Source organism: Kitasatospora sp. NPDC127067, assembly GCF_042724755.1.
GTDB lineage: Bacteria > Actinomycetota > Actinomycetes > Streptomycetales > Streptomycetaceae > Kitasatospora > Kitasatospora lactacystinica.
The window spans coordinates 34,768-52,556 of the sequence record NZ_JBHXEM010000058.1 but is presented as its reverse complement, the minus strand read 5'-3'; the positions used below and the strand labels follow the sequence as shown (position 1 = coordinate 52,556).

The following is a 17,789-nucleotide window of genomic DNA, read 5'->3' as shown; positions in this document are numbered from 1 at the left end:
CGTTCGAATCCGAAGCAGCGAACCTGTTCTTCCAACTCGTCTCGAACCGCTACGAAAGGGCCAGCGTCATCGTCACCTCGAACAAGCCCTTCGGCCGCTGGGGAGAGACCTTCGGCGACGAGACCGTCGCCGCCGCCATGATCGACCGACTCGTCCACCACGCCGAGGTCCACTCCCTCAAAGGCGAGTCCTACCGCATGCGCGGCCGCAACGAACTCGGCCGCACCCCGACCAGCAACGACTGACAAGATCAACAGAAGACGCGAGGGTCAGAACTCAACCGACGAGAAAGGGTCACCGTTCAACCGCCGCCGACACCACGGCGTGGAGACGCATCCGAAGCGGATCGCCGCCTGCCCGGCCGAACGCTGACGATCGAGGTCTGGACGTGTCCTGAGGACACTCGTGCCGAGCGGCGTCGGTCGGCACGTCAGGAGATTGCCCTGTCCATCCAAGTCCGGTCGCTGAAGAACCTGCCAGGGGCGCGGGGAATCGGTGCTTGGGTCGCTGAGTCGCTGGCCGACATGTCGTTCATTGAACGACACTCCCGGGGCGAGGGAAGGGAGCCGATAGCCCGGCCTGGTTCAGCACCTGACGTACAGGCCGGAGCAGCGACCCAAGCGACTGTCGACCGGGGTCACTGCTCTACCTGGGACGACGCCCCTCTTCGGGGCCGGCTCTGCACAGGTCATCCCCCGAGAACGGTCGCTGGAGCTACCGAAGCGACCCAAGCGACTCGCCCCTGGCCTTCGGCCGGTCCTGACACGCCCGACACGCCGGGCAGAACGCCCCGAGAGACTCAGTCGCTTTCGGTCGCTGGGCTTCAGTCGCTCCACAAAACACCAGGTCAGAGGCCATTTACCTGCTCAAACAGCGACCGAAGCGACCCAAGCTCGGGTATATGAAGACATTCCCGTGTGCGTGTGTGCGTCATAGACCCGGGCTACAGTCGCTTCAGTCGCTGTTTGCTGTAGGAATCGCTCCTGACCTGCGAAAACGTCAGAGCGACCAAACCAGCGACTGAACGGGCTCAGTCGCTCCCCCAGGACTCGGTCGCTGAGTTTGTTCGCAAGCCCCCGTAGTAACGGTTCGCACGTCCCCGCTCGGCTAGTCTGTGTGAGCTATCTTCTGAACTTCGGTCGCTTCAGTCGCTGATCTGGGTCCTGCCAGTGCCCTGACCTGGCTTTTTGCCCTCAGCGACCGAACGAGCGACTGAAGTCCGAGCAGCTACCGAACAAGGGGAAGGGACCAGCGTGACGGCGCCGATGGCCGTGGGGAGCGACCGAGCGGGCCGCCAGCCGGATGCGCTGGCCGTTGCCCGGTGGTGTGCCGCCCAGGGATGGCCCGTCCATCCGCTCGCCCCCGGACGCAAGACCCCGCCCGCCAACTGCCGCCCCTGCCAGGAGTCCCCCCACTCCCCCACCGACTGCCCCTGCCCCGCCGCAGGCCGCTGGTGCCACGGCTTCCACGCAGCGACTCTGGACCAGGACGTCCTCACCGCCTGGTGGCGGATCAACCCGGACTTCGGCACCGCAGTTGCCTGCGGCCCGGCCGGCCTGGTGGTCATCGACGTCGACAGCCACACCGACGTAGTCCCCGCCCGCGACCGCATCCTGCCCGGGATCCCGATCCACGAGGACGTCGACCTCGACGGGCTGGAGAACGGTTACCACACCCTGGCCCTGCTGGCCGCCCTCCGCAGGGCTCCAGACCCGACCACGGACGAGGGCACCCTGCGCGTACGCACCCCCTCCGGGGGCCTGCACATCTGGTACCAGGACCACGCCGACCGCCGGTTCGCCTGCTCCACCGGATCCTCCGCGGGCCGCGCCCTGGCCTGGCAGGTCGACGTCCGGGCGCACGGAGGCTACATCGTCGCCCCCGGGACCGCGACCGCGGCAGGCACCTACACCCCGCTCCCCGGAGCCAGGACCCCTGCCCCACTGCCCGAGTGGCTCGCCGAGGAACTCGTCCGCACCGGACACCTCCAGGACCGGCCCGGCCGACCGAGCGTGCCTCAGCCGGCCGTCCCCGACCGCGCCCGCCAGGCCGTCGTCGCCGCGGGCGGGGGCAAGAAAGGCGCGGAGAAGGTGCTCGACACCGTGCTCCAGGACGTCACCGACTGCGCCAACACCCCCGAGGGCGCCGGCTTCACCGGCAAGCTCAACCGTGCCGCCTACACCGTGGGAGGCCTGGTCTCGGCCGGCCACCTCACCCACGCCGTCGCCGAGCAGCTCCTCCTCGACGCGGCCCGCACCGCCCGTCCCGCCCAGGACAGGCACAACTCCGCCGTCATCCGTTCCGGCCTGGCAGCCGGCACCCGGCAGCCCCTCCACATCGGGAAGGTCCGCGGATGACCGACAGCACCCGCCGCAAGAGGACGGTCTTCGACCCCGTGGCCACGGCGCAACAGATCCTGGACTACCCGCCCGTCCCGGGCCCCGCCCACCCCCCGTGGCACGGCACCGCCGTCCAGGAGAGCCTCCTCGACCCGGCGCCGACGACAGCGGCTCCCGTGGTTCCGCAGGCGGCGCCGGAGCCCGCAAAGGCCTCCGCGGCAGGCCCGCAGGCGACCGCCCACGGCCTGCTGCCCGACTCGCTCTCCGACCGCGGCAACGCCAAGCTCTTCGTCCACCTCTACGGAAGCGACTACCGCCACGTCCCCGGCCTCGGCTGGTACCGGTGGTCCGCCCACCGCTGGCAGCTCGACGAGGACGACACCGTCCTGTGGGCGGCCGGCGAGATGGCCGAGAGCATCGCCACCCACGACTCACGCGGCCTCTACACCAACACCGACCTGCGCCGGCACCGCCGCCGGGCCCTGTCCACCTCCGGCATGAACGCCATGCTCACCCAGGCCAAGTCCGCCCCCGGCATGGTGCTCAACGCGGCCCTCCTCGACGCCGACGCGTACGCCCTGTGCACCCCCGGCGGCGTCGTCGACCTGCGCACCGGCGCGATCGTCCCGCCGGACCCGAAGGTCCACCACCACTCGCGCTCCACCACCCTGGCCCCGGCCCGGATGCCCACCCCGCGCTGGAACCGCTTCCTGACCGACACCTTCGGCGACGACAAGGAAGGCCGCCAGACCCGCGACTTCCTCCACCTGCTGCTCGGCTACTCCATCAGCGGCGACGTCGGCGCCCAGGTCATGCCCTTCCTCTACGGCCAGGGCAAGAACGGCAAGTCCGTCCTGCTCGACGTCATGATCCAGCTCCTCGGCGACTACGCCGACGCGGCCCCGCCCGGCTTCCTCATGGCCAAGACCTTCGACGGCCACCCCACCGACCTCGCCGAGCTCCACGGCCGCCGCATCATCGTCTGCTCCGAGCTCAAGCCCGGCGACCGCTTCGACGAGGCCCGGGTCAAGCTGCTCACCGGCGGTGACAAGATCAAGGCCCGCCGGATGCGCCAGGACTTCTTCTCCTTCGAGCCCACCCACAAGCTCTGGCTGCTCGGCAACCACCGCCCCGAGGTCGGCACCGGCGGCTTCGCCTTCTGGCGGCGCATGCGCCTGATCCCGTTCGAACGGGTCGTGCCCGAGGAGCGCAAGATCGACAACCTGGCCCACGTCCTCGTCGCCGAGGAAGGACCCGGGATCCTGGCCTGGCTCATCGAGGGCGCCCGCCGCTACTTCGCCGGGGAGAAGGACCTCGCCGGCCCCCAGGCCGTCCAGACCGCCACCACCGCCTACGCCGAGACCGAGGACCACGTCGGCCGCTTCCTCAAGGAGGCGTGCGTCACAGGCGAGGGCATGCGTGCCGAACAGTCCCAGCTCTTCGGTGCCTACACCCGTTGGTGCGGCTTCGAGGGGGCCAATCCCGTATCCGGGCGTGCCTTCGCCGCACGAGTTCGAGAGACACTGGGTATGACATCTCCCAAGGAGATGGTCCTGTCCAACAGCCGCAAGTACTACCCGGGCATCGGCCTGATCACCGACGACACAGAGGAGCACAACGCGTGAGCGCGCTGATCGACCCGGCCGAGCTCGCCCACGAAACCGACCTCGTCTGGCTGGAGGACACCTCCGACCTCGACTACGTCCGTCAGTCGCTGGACCGCCTCACCACCCGCCGCGGCCGCCCGGCCTACCACCGCGACGGCCGCATGGTCGGCTACGCGATCCTCGGCCCCGACGCCAAGTCCTCGCGGGCCTCCGGCACCTTCCGCCGCCGCGTCTTCTGGCTCCTGCCGCACGACCGCGACCAGGACCCCGAGGGCCTCTACACCACCGGCGCCCCCTCCGAGGCCGTGGACCCGCGCACCGTCGCCCCGGGCGTCAAGGGCTACAAGACCGAGCGCTCCGAGGGCGGCCCGGCCTCCCCCGCCATGCTCGAACTGGGGATAACGCTTCCGAAGGCCTGACGGCCGGCCCGGCGACGCGGGGGCGGGAGAGGGGCGGCTCGATTCAGAGCCGCCCCTCTGCCATGTACCGAAGCGGAACTCGGCGGATCGGACTCGGCGGCCGGCCCACGAGGGCAGGTGCTGGGAAGCCGCTCCCCGCGGCGAGAGGCCGCAGTTCGGTTTATGGGAGGCCGTGCCGGTGTCCCGCTCCTGCGTCACCGAGTCGTACTGATCGCCCGCCTACGCCGTCGGCACACGGGCCGACCTGCCATCGACCCGGGATGATCTCCGCCTACGAAAAATCTTGCCAGAGCCGCAAACATCCTCATCACGGCACGTATGACGACCGTACCGGCGCCCCGATCCTCGATGGCCGACGCAACGGCCGGCGGTTCTACTGCTCCGGCGGTACGACAGGCCCGGGCAGGTCGAGGACCCGGGCGAGGGCTGCGGTGACGGGAGCCCGGTGGCCGGGCGGTAGGTGCCGGTGGGTCCAGTCGGTGGCCAGCGTGAGGAAGCCGGCCAGGTCGCGTTCGGCATCGGCGAGCAGGCGGCGGAGTTCGGTGACGGACAGTTCGATCACGGGGCTGTCGCTCTGCTCGGCGTCGACCGTGAGCCGGACGGTGTCGCCGAAGCGCTCCGCGACCGGTGACACGGGGTCGTGGCCGAACCAGAGCACGCCGTCCTTGTCGACGAGTTGGTGCCAGGTACGCCAGTCCTCCAGGCCGTCGCAGCAGCCCGGCAGGAACGTGGTGCCGGTGGAGTCGTCGGTGACCCGCAGGCCGCCGGCTGCGAAAAGGGTGTCGAAGGTCAGCAGTCCGTGGAGGAAAGAACCAAGTGGATCGGCAGGCCGGGGCGGGCGGTCGTTGTCGGTTCCGTCCTCGGGGTCGATGTCGTTGCAGCCGGCGATGCGCATCACGGCCGTCCCGACTTCGGCGGGCAAGAGCCCGCCGCTGAGGGGCAGGAAGGCGCCTGGCCCGACCTCGGCGACGGGCCAGAGGTCGAAGCCGTCAGGGACGCGGGTCTCTAGGACGGGCTGTATCACGATCACCCGGCGAAGTGTGCCGCATCACCTGCCCGTGATGCCTCCCGATTACGCCGGGCCGCTTCGCATCCGGCGAGCGTGAATCAGCACGGGAACTGAGCCCTTTCGGGGCCCGGACCATCACGACGGGACCGGACGCATCGACCGAGACCACCGACACATCGGCCAAGCGCGGCAACAGCGGAAGCAGTTCAACGGAACACCGTCAGAGGCTGCCCATCACCGGCAGGAAATGATCTCCGGCTACGAAAATCCTGCCAGAGCCACGTTCAGACGTCCGCTGACACCGACCACTGCTCGCTTGGGGCGTGGGGCAAAAGCGCTGGCTGCGGGCGCAGGAGGCAGCGACTCCCGCGCCGTTGCCGGGGACCAGCAGGTGCCTCCCGTTCTCGTGACGAACTGACTTCACGACTCGGGTTCTGGTCCAACTTCTGGCCGACTTCTGTGGTCGGTTGCGGTGAGTGATCTGCTTGGTTGCTCCCGGCAACTCCCCCTGGACCAGCGTGCTTCAGCTCCTTCCGCAGGCCGACAGCCAGTCGACAACGACTCCTTGACCCGAACACCGAGCTCGCACCCGCAACCGCGAAGGGACGGTCAGGGGCGCTGGGATGGTCCCGAGCGGCCCCCCCACATCGCCTCACGGGCGCTCACGACTGGTACGCGGCGTGGTGATACCGGCGCAGCCGGGGGCTACGGATCGTGGGCAGCCGGACCAGCGTGTGCATAAACGCGTCGTCATGGGGTTTCAGGGGGTACCAGGGGCGCGATGGCAGTGGGTAGTCGTCGCGCAGGACTCCCTCCGGGAGTACCCCGGTGGCGGGTGTCGGTGAGGTTTCCTCCCCGGGGCCGGCGAGGTACGCCCAGACTCCGCTGTCCAGCGGCACTACCGTGGCCTCGCGGTCGGGTGGGCGCCACGGCTCGCCCGTGCCGGGGTGGCGGGGGACGAGGAGGACATCGGGGCGGAGCCGGGGCTCGGGGATGCCCGGACCGGCCAGTCCCACCGAGCGGGGGGCGGGCCCGGATGGGAGGTAGCGGGCCACGGCGTGGCCGAGCAACTCGGCGACGGGGCCGGCGGGGAGGATCACCGGGTGGTTCTCGGTGGCCGCCACCAGGTGGGCCAGCGCTACGCCGATTGCGGCCTCCCAGCGGCGGCTCCACGACCCGTCGGGTTCGACGGGCGGGACGCGGTGCTCGGCTCGCTCCAGGTCTGCCCAACCGGGAAGCGGGCCGTCCGGGAGCCCCGAGGGACGGCGGACGACCGTGTCGGGCTCCAGCCACACGCTCTGCCACGAGCCGCAGTCGTCGATCCGGGTCGCCACCGCCCGTCCGCACCCCGCACAGGCCAGATTCGGCCCGGCCCGGCCGTCCACGCCCAGGCAGTAGCCGTCGCACTTCTCCAGGATCAGAATCATCGACCGGGAGTCACCGGGCGCGATGACGATCCTGCCCCGCGCGCCGAAGGAGATGGAGTACACCGGGGCGTACACCCCCTGCCGGGCAGCCGCTTCCTCTCCGACGTCCTGCCACAACCGCCAGGGCGGCCCGGTGGGCCGGGGGTGGACGGCGTACGTCCCCGGCTCCATCAGCGGAGGATGAAGCTCCTCCCAGGCACCGTGGTCGGTGTGGACGGGGAGCGCCACCCGGGACACCGGTGCCGTCAGCCCGGTGCCGCAGCCAGCACACGCGAACACGTCCAAACAAGCTCCCCCCGCTGCGGCCCACCCGGATTGTGCCTCGCCCGCGGCAGAGGATCCAACCGATTTCGGAGCGGCTCCAGGGCTTCCAGGGGCGCTTCGTCTCCGCGTTGATGACAGGTGGTCGGCGCCCCCGGGCCGACGAACGCACCAGGCCGGAGCACCAGGTGGCTCCTTCGACGTCCTGCGAGGCCTTCAGTTCTGTCCGATACCCGCGTCGCGGAGGCGGCGTTCGGTGAGCCTGATCACCCCCCGAGTTCGGTTTCCATCGCGGCGCGGACCGGCTCGTCGGTGGGTAGGTGAGGGCTCATGGGTTCTCCGTCTTGGTGTCCGGGTCGATGCTGGCCGTCGGAGGCGGCCCGGGCTCGCGCACGTTCGTGTCGGTTTCCCGCCGGACAACGGTTCCACCTGCTGGTTCTCTGAGGGGCATGTCCAACGCAAGCAAGTCCTCGCTCTTCCGATCCCTCCACACGCCCGCTCGCCCACTCGCACTGGCGAACGCCTGGGACGTCGCCAGCGCCCGCGTCATCGAAGCCGCGGGGGCGACCGCGATCGCCACCACCAGCGCCGGGGTGGCCTGGTCGCTCGGCGCCCCGGACGGGGACCGCGTCCCCCGGGGCCCCGTGCTGGACGCCATCGCCCGCATCGCGTCGGCGGTCACCGTCCCGGTGACCGCCGACATCGAAGGCGGCTACGGACAGAACCCCGCCGAGGTCGCGGAGACCGTCACACGGGTACTGGAAGCCGGCGTGGTGGGCATCAACATCGAGGACGGCACCCGCTCCCCCGGCACGCTCGTCGACCGGCTCGCGGCCGCCCGCGGTGCAGCGCAGAGGGCGGACGTCGACCTGTTCGTCAACGCCCGCATCGACACCTACCTGCTCGGACTGGGCGACCCCGCCACCCGGCTGCAGGACACGCTGGAACGGGCGCGCTCCTACATCGACGCCGGCGCCGACGGCATCTTCGTCCCCGGCGTCACGGACCCCGGCGTCATCAAGGACCTGGCCGCAGGGCTGACGGTCCCCCTCAACATCATGGCGGGTCCGGGCACCGTGCCGGCGGACGAGCTGGGTGCCCTCGGCGTGGCCCGTGTCAGCCTCGGTTCGAGCGTGGCGCAGGCCGCCTACGCTGTGGCACGGCATGCGGCACTCGAACTGCACCGCGTCGGCGGCTACGACCACCTCCGGCAGACCATCGACTACCCGGAGCTCAACAGCCTGTTCACCGCGACCCGCTGACCACCCCCGGCTGCACGCCCGTGGCAGCCCGGAACCTTCCGCCCCCGGCACGACGGACGCGGTGCGCCCGGTCCCGCGGACTGACCGCACCCCGCCCCCTGTCCCGATGGCAGGGCGGAAGTGCTGCCGCTCCCGGTCATGGACCTGCTGCTGACGATCAGGTCCAGTGCTCCCGACGGCAGCGGCCGGGATCCCGTCGAAGACCGGGACACCCACGAGGACACCGGCATCCGGATCGGCCGGAGCTACGACTCACAGCTCTGTCGCTGCCCCGTCCCGTTCGACCACCCGCACCGCAAAGTCGTGCCGTACAGGCCGGGGGTTCCTCGGGCCGCCGCGCTCCTGCCCGCTGGGCGCCCGCGCGCGGCGAGGGCCGTGCACCGGATCGATGCCCTGCTCCCTCGGCTCTCCCCGCGAGTGAGTGCCGTCAGCCGGCAGTGGTGGTTTTGGGGAGTGCGCGGTGGGCGTACCAGGCCTCGCGGGCCTGGGCGCGGGTACCGGTCGGGTTCGTACGGTGCCAGGCGCTGGTGAAGCGGTTGAACTCGAACTGCTCCCCGATCTCGCGGGGCCGGAGCGTCTCCGGGCGCGTGGCATGCCAGTGGGCCACCGCATCGGCCACGGGCAGGCCGGCTCCCCGGGCGATGAAGTCGCGCATGAAGGCGTCGAAGTGGAAGCCGGGGCCGATCGTGCCGACTCCGTCACCTCTCCCCCACCGGTTGCAGGCGCTGCTCCGAGGCCGAGGGCGGACGATTTTCCGCGGAAAATTCCACGGCCCCCGGAGAGACGGCGTCGTCGGTGCACGCAAGGACGCCCGCGTCTGGCCCGCGGTCCGTCCCGGCGGTGCTCGACTCGGGCGTGCGCGGCGTAGAACTGTGGGGCCCGCGTGCGTTCGGTCTGCGGTACCCCACGGGCCGAACCCGGTTCCGTCACCTTCACTCCGGAAGGGGAGCGAAGGAGGGCGACAGCCCGCTGAGTGGTTCGCGTGATGGTCTGCCCGTCAGGCCTCGGCGCGACTTTCTCCTGACAACAGCAGGGCCTTCCCCGGCTGCCACCCGCGGCACCGAGGAAGGCGTTCCGTCACACGTCCCGTTCACCGAACACGCGGACCACCCATTCGTCGAGCCGGATGCCGAACGCCACCGCCGAATCGATCCCCGAAGCCGGAAACGTCCCGGCGTCGTCCATGCCGGCGAGATAGTCGACGTCGGCCCAGCCGCCTCGGAACAGCACCACCGACAGCTGGGTCTCCTCGGGACCGGAGACAACAACCCCCACCGAGTCGGGATCGGCCACCCGCGTCCTGTCCGTCTCAAGGCGCTGCGGCCACGGCGCCGTCCCGTCGCGCCACGTCATCTCGCCCACCACCAGACCAGCGGCCCGCCAACCGGGCGTCCGCGCAGCCACCTCCGCAGCCGCCTCGTCGAGATCCACGATCGTCTCCATGGCATGGATCATGGCCCGACCCAGTCGCGGTCCTCCACCGAATTTCGCTCGTACGACACGCGGGTGCTGCCATGCATGACTGGTTGACGGTCAGATCTGATGCCCCGGGTGCCGTGCATTCCAGGCTCGGACGATGGCGGCTCGCTGGTCCTCAAGACCGACGACGTCTCCGGGCTCGGCCGGGGCGAAGATGTCGACGATCTCAGGGGCCTCGCCTTGAAGGTCCGGAAAGCGGACGTACGCCTGCCGTCCGTTACTGAACTGGCGCAACTGTCCCGACGGATGAACGTCAGGACGGGAGCCCTGGCAGCAGAGCAGGCGGCCGTCGCGCTCCAGCTGCCGCCGGGCCTGGGCGAGGCAGTCGAGGTAGTCGGTTCCGCTGATCTCGGTGAGAACACCGTCGTCGAGGAGCGCGATGAGTGCGCTGGAAGACGGACCGATGCGAAGGACGACAGGTCGGAGGGAGCCGTCCGGGTCCACGGTCCGAAGGCGCACTTCTTCGATCCAGCTCGCCGGGGAGATGCTGCTGTCCGAGGTGCGGTCCTTGCCGAGCCCACTGTTCATGCCGACCATGATCGCCGCGGGAAGCCGACTCGGGAAGGGTTGGGCAGTCGGGAGGAGGAGGACCCCGGATCCGCTCCTCGGCCGGCGGTGTCGCTCCGCGGATGCAGCCGGACGATTTTCCGCGGAAAATTCCCAGCCGCAGAATGCGCACCGTCAGCGCCGGACTGTCGAACCGATCGGCCGGGCCAGCTCCCCGTTCACCGGCGTCCGACCGTGGGAGTCAGCGGTGCTTCGGTGAGTCGTGCGCTTCCCGGCTCTACCGTCCGGTGGCGACCGGTCATGCCTCCCCGGTACACCTCGTCGGCCCGAACCCCGGGACTGCGCGACCGCTCGGTGCCCCTGGACCGGCGGATCCATCCGGGACCGGCGGAACGGCCGGGAGGCAGCGGACCCGCTGCACCGCTGCCCCGGTCGGCCTGGTCATCGGGGACTGGTGGAGGATTCCGATTTTCCGCGGAAAATCCTGCATCACCCTCGAACCCTCCCTGGGGCGAGGGCTTCCGGGGCGCCGAATTTTCCGCGGAAAATTCGGCGCGCGGATCGCGGGTCACCCTCGGCGGACCTGAGCCGGTACGGAGAGGTGGGCCAGGCGCGCCGACGTCCCCTCGGATGTCACGGGTGTGTGGTCGCGGGAGCGAGTACCCGTGCTCAACTCCGGGACCTGGCCCCACTCCCCCGGCGGTGTCAGCCGAGCATCCGGCGCGCCGTCTCGCGCAGCTGGTCGTCACGGTGCCGCCGGGCCGGGTAGCAGGTGCCGTACTCGCGCAGCAGTCGGCGTTCGCTGGTCGCCCAGTGCAGCAGCTGCGGCTGCAGGTCGGACGGATAGGGAGGCCCGATCCGGTGGACTGCCTGGAGGGCCCGCACACCCACGGGGCGGGACGGATCCAGCAGCGAGGTCAGAACCGGGAGCGCGACGGACGGATCGCCGGTGATCCGCCAGTGGGCCTCGGCGGCGTGCAGTCGGGTCCAGTCGTAGCCGTCGTCGAGGTAGCACTCGATCAGCGGCAGCAGGGGAGTGGCCGCATCGCCCAGGCGCCCTGCCTCCTCCAGCCGCCGACTGTCCTCGGCGAGCTGGTGTGCCAGCAGGCGCAGGACGGCACCCGGCTCGTCGGTGAGGAGGGCGGTGGTGACGGCTGCCGCGGCCGCGAGCTCGTCATCGGTTGCGCGGGCGAGGGCTTCCAGAGGGCCGAGGAGCCCGGCGTCCCGGATCGCCCAGTCCCCGAAGCGGCGAACGAGGGTCTGGGTAGGGCGGTCGCGCAGCAGGCGCGTGAGGTCGGGCAGATGGGTGCGGACCTCCTCGACGGAGAGAGCGTCGTAGAGGCTGTCCAGGTGGGTGGCGTCCCGGTGCCGCAGGGCGAGGCGCTGGTGCTCGGGGTCGCGGGTACGGAGAGCGAATGCGGCCAGTGCCTCCGGCGCCGGTTCGGGAACGTGGGTGAGGAGCCGCGGATCGCCGAGCTGACCGAGGATCGTCTGGGCGCGGCGGCCGGCGAGGGTGTCGGCGTGGACGTGGGGGAGGAGGTTGTCGGCGAGCGCCGGGTCGGGGCGGGAAGCCCCGAACAGGCACTGGGAGATCACGTCGAGCAGGCCGCCGAGGTCCCAGAGGTCGTGCTCGTGGCGGAGGGCTTCGGTGAGCAGACTGACGGTCTCGTCCTCGCGGTCGCGCCACATCGCCGACAGGTGTCGGGCTCGGCGCGTGCCGCGGCCCTGGTGGTCCCCGTGGGTGATCCAGCCGCGGGCCACTGCCGCCAGAGCGTCCGCGTCCTCGGTCAGGATCCAGGTGCGTTCGTCGGTGTTGCCGATCCCCGGGACGAACTCACCGGCACTGAAGTCGAAGCCGGGGTCGCCCCCGGCCTCGGCCAGGACGGCGACCACGTCGGCCGGGTAGGGCGCCTCTGAACGTTCCAGCAGGGCCAGAGCGCCGGCGGCGCGGACGGCCGACACAGGGTCCGTCAGGGCCGATCGGAGGCGGCGGCGGGCGGCATCGCCGTCCGGGTCGAGCAGCGTCAGGACGGTGAGTGCCTCGGCGCGGACAGCGGCGGCAGGGTCGGAGGTGTAGCAGGCGGTCAGCTCGCGCAGGACAACGGGGACGGTGTCGCCGGTGGCACGGCGGGCGACGCGCACCATGTTGCGGCGCACCACCGGGTCGTCGTCGCGCAGAAGATGCAGTAGCCCGGCCACCTCGGCCGCGATCCGGGCACACCCCTGTACCTCGTCGTCGTACTCCGGCTCGGCCTCGGTGCCGCCGCACCCGGCCAGGGCGGCGAGCAGGTCCGCCCGTTCGTGGCGGCTGTGCGTCGCTGCGTGGGCGAGGAAGGGAACGGCCTCCACCGCGGCCGGTGACACCGACCCCTGGTGCAGTGCCCGGCCGAAGAACGCGGACAGCGCCTTGTCCGCCTGGTGCCGGTCGTCGGAGTACAGGGCGCGTATCCAGCCGGGGACGTCGCTGCCGTCGCCGAAGGCGTGTCCCAGCGACGGCCAGTCGATCATGTGCAGCTCTTCAGGTGATCTCACATCGGCACACTCTAAGGACGGGCACGGACAGTGCCCGCAGACCGCGAATCCGGCCGTGATTCCGGCCGTGATTCCGGCCGCGACGAGGGCCCGACGAGGGCCCGGCGAGGGCCCGGCGAGTGCGGCCCGGATCGGCTCGACGCGATTCCACTCCCTGCGCCGAGGGGCCGTCGGTTTCGCCGCCTCACCGATTTTCCGCGGAAAATTCTGCGGCCCTCCTTCGGCCGAGGTCGTCCGTCCCCGTCATCGGTCGGCCCGCCGACCGGCCATCAGGAGAGCCAGCCGGCACCCGGGGGATTCATCTCGGGAGCCTCCAGACGGTTGAATGCCCGGGTGGTGAACTGGACAGGGATGTATGACTGCCGGGGGAACGTCGATCGCGTTCCCGAGCTTCTGGACCGTGCGGAGCGCGAAGGCGGTGCCGAGGCGTGGACGGAGCTCGGGTACCGGCTGTGCCTGGAGGACGACCTCGTCTTCCCCGCGAGCTTCGCAGCGCTTCCCCGCCTCGTGCGGCTCGCGTCGAGCGATCAGCGGGCGCGCGCACTGGCCGGCACGATCGTTCGGCGCGCGGCAGGGCACCACGGCTGCGACGATCTGTTCGCCGACTGCGCCGGGACGATCGCCGAGTTCCGCGTGCTGCTGGACCGGTACCTGACGTCGCGGCCGGACGACTACCTCGCGGCGTTCCTCGACCTGCTGGCGGTCAACGCGCAGTACCACTGGAGCGCCGCCCTAGGGGACTTCACCGACGACTTCTACCACCTGGCCTGCCCCCACTGCGGTGCGGAGGTGACGATCGCCATCGGCGACTACGGGCGCTACGCGGCGATCCGGGACTGGAACCTGGGCGACGTGGAGCGACGCGACCTGCGGCCGGCGGCAGGTGAGGAACTCTCGGGGACCGGCCGCTGGATGCACGACACTGCCGTCCGGGACGGGCAGGAGGAACTCGCCGCCGGGATCCGGTATCTGTTCGGCCGTGCCGAATGCCCACGCTGTGCCAGCGTGTTCAACATCGCGGACGAGTACACGTCCGCCGAGTGCCCCGCCCCGTAGCGATCGGCCGTCCGAGCGCCGGGTCCTCACCGGCGCCGGCAGAACGACAGGGGCAGGCGGCAACAGCAGCGAGAGCCGTGCCGAACAGTCGCCCTGCCGGGCAGCTCACGGCAGGCGGGCACGATTTTCCGCGGAAAATTCCTCGCGCCCAGTGCTGCCACGACAGTGACGTGTCCGGCCTCCATCCGCACGGACGCCTCAACCGGGACCCGGGCACCCCGGCTCTGCCCGGGGCCTTCCGGATGCCTTGGAATTTTCCGCGGAAAATCCTGAGGCATCCGAAGGGCAGCGGGGCAAGGCGATCCGAGCAGCCGCGGAGCACTGTGCGGATGCTCAGGGTCGAGACGCGGGAGCTTCCGTCGCAGCCGGTTCCGCGGGGCGTCCACCGGGGCGGGCCGATGCACTCCTGGCCCGGGCTACAGGCCCCGGACCTCAGACGTCACGGCGCCATCGGTCGCCGGCGAACCGGCTCAGCGCGACCTCCAGATCGAGCGGCACCACCTCGGTGGGGCCCAGCTCCCACACCCGGACCCAGCCGTCCGAGGTGGTACGGAACCGCGGCGACTCCCGTCCCGGCATCGGCCTCATCACGAGGTAGTACGAGCTGATCAGACCGAAGGAGCCGGACTCCCTGTTCCTGTGGGCCCGGATCCTGAGCACCCGTACCTCCGCCACGTCCTCCCACCGCAGCCGCAGCTTGCGGCCACCGTCGAGCTCCACGCCCGTGCCGTCGATGCGCAGTCGCGTCGCGACAGCCCGCAGGGCCAGTGCCCCCAGGACCAGGACGCAGAGCGCGCCGAGCAGTACAGGCCCTTGGCGCACCAGCAGCAGCCAGGTCCGATACCAGTCGTCACGGAAGCCCGATCCCGAGGACATCGGGGAGACCACCAGGAGGAACACGACGACCGGCGTCAACAGATCGAACGCCAACGCCCGCAGAGCCCCGAGGCTCCGCACGCTGCTCCTGAGCACCACCTCGCGCGGTCCTGCGGAACCGGCGGGCGCACGGTCCGGCGCCCCGTTGGTGAGCCGCGAGAGCAACTCGGCGTGCCGGAACTGGTAGACCCCGCCGACTCGCCGCAGCACGCCCAACCGACGGCCGTCCTCAAGGAAGCCCAGCAGGTCCCGTGGCAGACGTCGCCCACCCGCCAGGACGAGGCACGTGGCGGTCCAGCGGCCCCATCGGCTGAGGGCCATCAGCACCGCGGCCGAGCACGACCAGCTGATGACGAGGCCGCCACCGATGAGCAGCGGATCGCCGTCGAGCCAGTGGAAGAACGCCACTGAGGTGCCTGCGACGGCCGGCGCGACCAGTGCGGATTCGACCAGGGCGATCCTGCGCTCGTCGCGCAGCAACTGCTTCGGCCTGGCCGCCATGTCGAACTCGGTCGACCGCGTCAGGAGCACACCGGAGAGGAGGGGAAGCAGGAAGACGCACAGGCTTGCCGATGTGGTGCCGGGCAGGGCCACACCGACGGCTGTCGAGGCAGCGGCCGACGCGGCCAGGAGCACCCGGCCGCCGATTCCCGCCGCCGGCCTTCGTGGGCGGTTGTCGAAGCCGCTGAACAAGTGCCTGGTGATGACCCGTCCGAACGCCGTGGCGATGATGGCGACCGCGGCGACGGCCCCGAGCGCCTGGCCCACCCCCGGGATCCCGAGCCCGGGCCGCGGGGGAGCGGCCCCCAGGAGGGCGGCCAGTCCCGCGATCGCGTAGCCGGCCGCAGTGCCGCAGACGCCCACGACGATGAGGACGACGGCGCCCCAGACGCCCGGCTCGGTCAGCAGGCTCCGCAGCTGCCACCACGCGATGTCCTGAGTGCGCCGGCGGTGGAGGTCATCGGCCAGGAAGCGGAAGTACGCGGGTGCGCGGTCGGGCCTCCAACGGCGCACCGGCCCGGGGAGGTAGGACGGTCGCGGCCCCTGCGCGCAGACGGCCGGGATCAGCCCGTCCAGGAGATGGCCCTCGATGTCCGCCTGCGTGGGCAGCAGCGTCGCATCGAGCAGCTCCCGAGGATCGGACTCCTTCGGTGCGTACACCGTCGCCGCGAGCCAGAGCATCAGCGGAGAGGACAGAGCGACGGCGACCGGGCCCTCGGGGTCGCCCTCCATGGCGTCGAAGAGAGCCTGCCAGGGGCCGAGACGGTCCTGATGGCACATCTGGGCGAGGTAGGCCCTGCCGGCCTGCGGCGGGACGGGACGGGCACGCAGAACGGGCACACCGCGCAGCACCGGCGAGGAATCCACGGCATGCCGGTACGCCTCCGGCCGGGACGTCAGGACCAGGGGGTCCTTGGTGCCGAGCGCGCGCTTCAGTGCGTCCACCGCGTTCGTGCGAGCCAGCGGCAGCAGTTCGTCGAAGCCGTCGAGCACGGGAACGATCCGCCGACTCCGCACCAGGGACTCGACGGTGGGCCGATCCAGACCTGCCACGAGATCCCCGTAGTCCTCGCCGATACGCCTGATGACCCAGTCCTGGATGCTGATCCCCGGCTCCCAGTCGGACATCGACAGGATCACCGGGACGCTCTCCCGCGAGCCGGGGACCCTGGCTCTGGCTTCCAGCAGCTCGACCACGATCAGGACGACCAGGGAAGACTTCCCTGCCCCGCCAGGCCCGGTGACCACCAACTGGTGCGGTGCGAGCGCCCGGAGCCGAGAGACCACGTCCTCGAACCCGAGCTGCTCGGGCAGCCCCCTGCGCGAGTCGCTCCCGTGAGGTTGCTCCAACTCCCACGGAACCAGCATCGGAACCCGCTCCCGCAGACCGCGGACGTTGGCCTCGTCACGCCATTGCTCCAGGACCTCGCGGGCCAGCCCGTCCAGGGCGACTTCCTCTGCGCCGGTGAGGGCTGGCCCTTCGCCTCGGGGAGCGGGGGCAGAGCCGAGATAGACGGCGCCGATGTTCCTCGCCTGGATCAAGTTCCGAGGCGATCCCTCGTTGTGGTTGTGCACCTCTTCAGTCACGCCGACATGCTGTCAGGCCGGCGCCTGTGCACGAGGGGCTTCCTGCGGCTCCTCGATGGTGCCGAGGACCGGTTGGAGGCAGATGACCTCGGCTGACTGTGGAATTCCACGCAGGGCGAATTCCGCAGCCAACGCGGAGAACACAAAAGACTCATGTAAACGATCTATAGACATCGCGTGGCCGGGCGTGCCCTCGACGTCGTCGGGTCCGCGGCCACGGGATGCGGAGCACTCGTGCCGGTCCGCCGGGACTGATGCGCCGGTGTCGACGAGCGGCTTCCGACCACGGTGTACGTGCGGTTCGCCTGCCGCGAGCGCGACCTCCACCCGTCGGGCGACGGGGAGGAACCCCCGCGAGCGCGGGGCCGACTCCTTGACCAGGTTTCCGTCCCCGACTCGTAGCTGTCGCAGCGGGTCGAGCTCCGTACGCGCTTCGGGGTGTCCCTGCGCGGGCGGGAGACGAGCCGGAACGGACGGTAGCCGCGCCGGGGCAGTCACAGGCAGCGGAGCAGGGCCGGACGGTTCCTCGTGCGGACGGCGGGGAGCCAGGCGGTGGTGGGTCCTGGCAGGCGGATGCGGCACCAGAGGGTGGAGAGGAGGTCGGCGTCGCGGCCGCTGGTGTGGTAGTCGTCGGGAAGCAGCACGTTGACGGCTGGGTCCCAGCCGATCTCGGCGGTCCGGAAGCGGTAGTACCACATCCGGGCGTCGCCCTCGTTGCGGTCGGAGATGTGCAGGCCGAAGCCGTCGTCGGCCGCGTGAGCGGCAGAGGCAGTCGCGAGGACGCTCGCGCCGCCGAGCGCCAGCGCGGTGCCGAGCCCGCCGGCGGACTTGAGGATGCTCCTGCGGGTGGGGTGGTTTGCGGTCACCGTGACCCCCTGAAGGCGCGTGATGACGGCCCGTCCTGCGGTCCGGCAGGCTGATCCGCTG

General features: G+C 70.9%; 13 protein-coding genes and 1 pseudogene. 6 read left to right on the top strand and 8 right to left on the bottom strand.

The window, feature by feature from the left end; all coding sequences use genetic code 11:
• The 4 genes from ACFWJ4_RS23110 to ACFWJ4_RS23095 form a co-directional block, all read left to right on the top strand.
• A partial coding sequence (locus ACFWJ4_RS23110) for an ATP-binding protein (protein ID WP_380546570.1) occupies positions 1–245 on the top strand: 245 nt, incomplete at its 5' end.
• A gap of 1,008 nt (positions 246–1,253) precedes the next feature.
• Complete coding sequence (locus tag ACFWJ4_RS23105; RefSeq protein WP_380546568.1) at positions 1,254–2,357, top strand: bifunctional DNA primase/polymerase; 1,104 nt, start codon at positions 1,254–1,256, stop codon at positions 2,355–2,357.
• The gene (locus ACFWJ4_RS23100) at positions 2,354–3,964 is read left to right on the top strand and encodes a phage/plasmid primase, P4 family (protein ID WP_380546566.1); all 1,611 of its coding nucleotides are present in this window, start codon (positions 2,354–2,356) and stop codon (positions 3,962–3,964) included. Before ACFWJ4_RS23105 ends, ACFWJ4_RS23100 begins: the two co-directional genes overlap by 4 nt.
• Positions 3,961–4,365, top strand: a complete 405-nt coding sequence (locus ACFWJ4_RS23095; RefSeq protein ID WP_331768794.1) for a DUF6009 family protein — start codon at positions 3,961–3,963, stop codon at positions 4,363–4,365. The genes ACFWJ4_RS23100 and ACFWJ4_RS23095 overlap by 4 nt, the downstream gene beginning before the upstream one ends.
• A gap of 373 nt (positions 4,366–4,738) precedes the next feature.
• Here the strand turns inward: ACFWJ4_RS23095 and ACFWJ4_RS23090 are convergent, their stop codons facing one another.
• Entirely contained in the window at positions 4,739–5,395 is a 657-nt protein-coding gene (locus ACFWJ4_RS23090; RefSeq protein ID WP_380347670.1) for a hypothetical protein, read from the bottom strand.
• A 641-nt stretch (positions 5,396–6,036) separates the two neighbouring features.
• Positions 6,037–7,086 (bottom strand): hypothetical protein, encoded by a 1,050-nt coding sequence (locus ACFWJ4_RS23085; RefSeq protein ID WP_380546565.1) that lies wholly within the window; start codon positions 7,084–7,086, stop codon positions 6,037–6,039.
• Positions 7,087–7,511: 425 nt separating this feature from the next.
• Here ACFWJ4_RS23085 and ACFWJ4_RS23080 point away from each other — a divergent pair, with 425 nt between their 5' ends.
• Entirely contained in the window at positions 7,512–8,324 is an 813-nt protein-coding gene (locus ACFWJ4_RS23080; protein ID WP_380546563.1) for an isocitrate lyase/phosphoenolpyruvate mutase family protein, read from the top strand.
• A gap of 427 nt (positions 8,325–8,751) precedes the next feature.
• Here ACFWJ4_RS23080 and ACFWJ4_RS23075 read toward each other — a convergent pair whose 3' ends face one another.
• From ACFWJ4_RS23075 to ACFWJ4_RS23060, 4 genes are all read right to left on the bottom strand, one after another.
• Complete coding sequence (locus ACFWJ4_RS23075; protein ID WP_380546561.1) at positions 8,752–8,979, bottom strand: hypothetical protein; 228 nt, start codon at positions 8,977–8,979, stop codon at positions 8,752–8,754.
• Between the two features lie 422 nt (positions 8,980–9,401).
• Positions 9,402–9,767: a hypothetical protein gene (locus ACFWJ4_RS23070; protein ID WP_380546559.1), complete on the bottom strand. Its 366-nt coding sequence runs from the start codon at positions 9,765–9,767 to the stop codon at positions 9,402–9,404.
• Between the two features lie 90 nt (positions 9,768–9,857).
• The gene (locus ACFWJ4_RS23065; protein ID WP_380546557.1) at positions 9,858–10,331 is read right to left on the bottom strand and encodes a hypothetical protein; all 474 of its coding nucleotides are present in this window, start codon (positions 10,329–10,331) and stop codon (positions 9,858–9,860) included.
• A gap of 684 nt (positions 10,332–11,015) precedes the next feature.
• On the bottom strand, positions 11,016–12,842 hold the full coding sequence (locus tag ACFWJ4_RS23060; RefSeq protein ID WP_380546555.1) for a hypothetical protein: 1,827 nt from the start codon (positions 12,840–12,842) through the stop codon (positions 11,016–11,018).
• Between the two features lie 333 nt (positions 12,843–13,175).
• Here ACFWJ4_RS23060 and ACFWJ4_RS23055 point away from each other — a divergent pair, with 333 nt between their 5' ends.
• Positions 13,176–13,898 carry a hypothetical protein gene (locus ACFWJ4_RS23055; protein WP_380546553.1) on the top strand — a complete coding sequence of 241 codons (723 nt, stop codon included), beginning with the start codon at positions 13,176–13,178 and terminating at the stop codon, positions 13,896–13,898.
• Between the two features lie 432 nt (positions 13,899–14,330).
• On the opposite strand, the gene ACFWJ4_RS23050 is transcribed toward ACFWJ4_RS23055, so the two are convergent.
• A complete protein-coding gene (locus tag ACFWJ4_RS23050; protein ID WP_380546551.1) occupies positions 14,331–16,862 on the bottom strand; it encodes a hypothetical protein in 2,532 nt (843 codons plus the stop codon).
• Positions 16,863–17,470: 608 nt separating this feature from the next.
• Positions 17,471–17,728 (bottom strand): annotated as a pseudogene (locus ACFWJ4_RS23045) (esterase); the annotation flags it as partial.
• Positions 17,729–17,789: the final 61 nt, after the last annotated feature.

What these genes read in the sequence shown, in the direction of transcription:
- ACFWJ4_RS23100 (WP_380546566.1), top strand. Translation starts at nt 2,354, where the DNA reads ATGACCGACAGCACCCGCCGCAAGAGGACGGTCTTCGACCCCGTGGCC.
- ACFWJ4_RS23080 (WP_380546563.1), top strand. Translation starts at nt 7,512, where the DNA reads ATGTCCAACGCAAGCAAGTCCTCGCTCTTCCGATCCCTCCACACGCCC.
- ACFWJ4_RS23065 (WP_380546557.1), bottom strand. Translation starts at nt 10,331, where the DNA reads ATGAACAGTGGGCTCGGCAAGGACCGCACCTCGGACAGCAGCATCTCC.
- ACFWJ4_RS23070 (WP_380546559.1), bottom strand. Translation starts at nt 9,767, where the DNA reads ATGGAGACGATCGTGGATCTCGACGAGGCGGCTGCGGAGGTGGCTGCG.
- ACFWJ4_RS23075 (WP_380546561.1), bottom strand. Translation starts at nt 8,979, where the DNA reads ATGCGCGACTTCATCGCCCGGGGAGCCGGCCTGCCCGTGGCCGATGCG.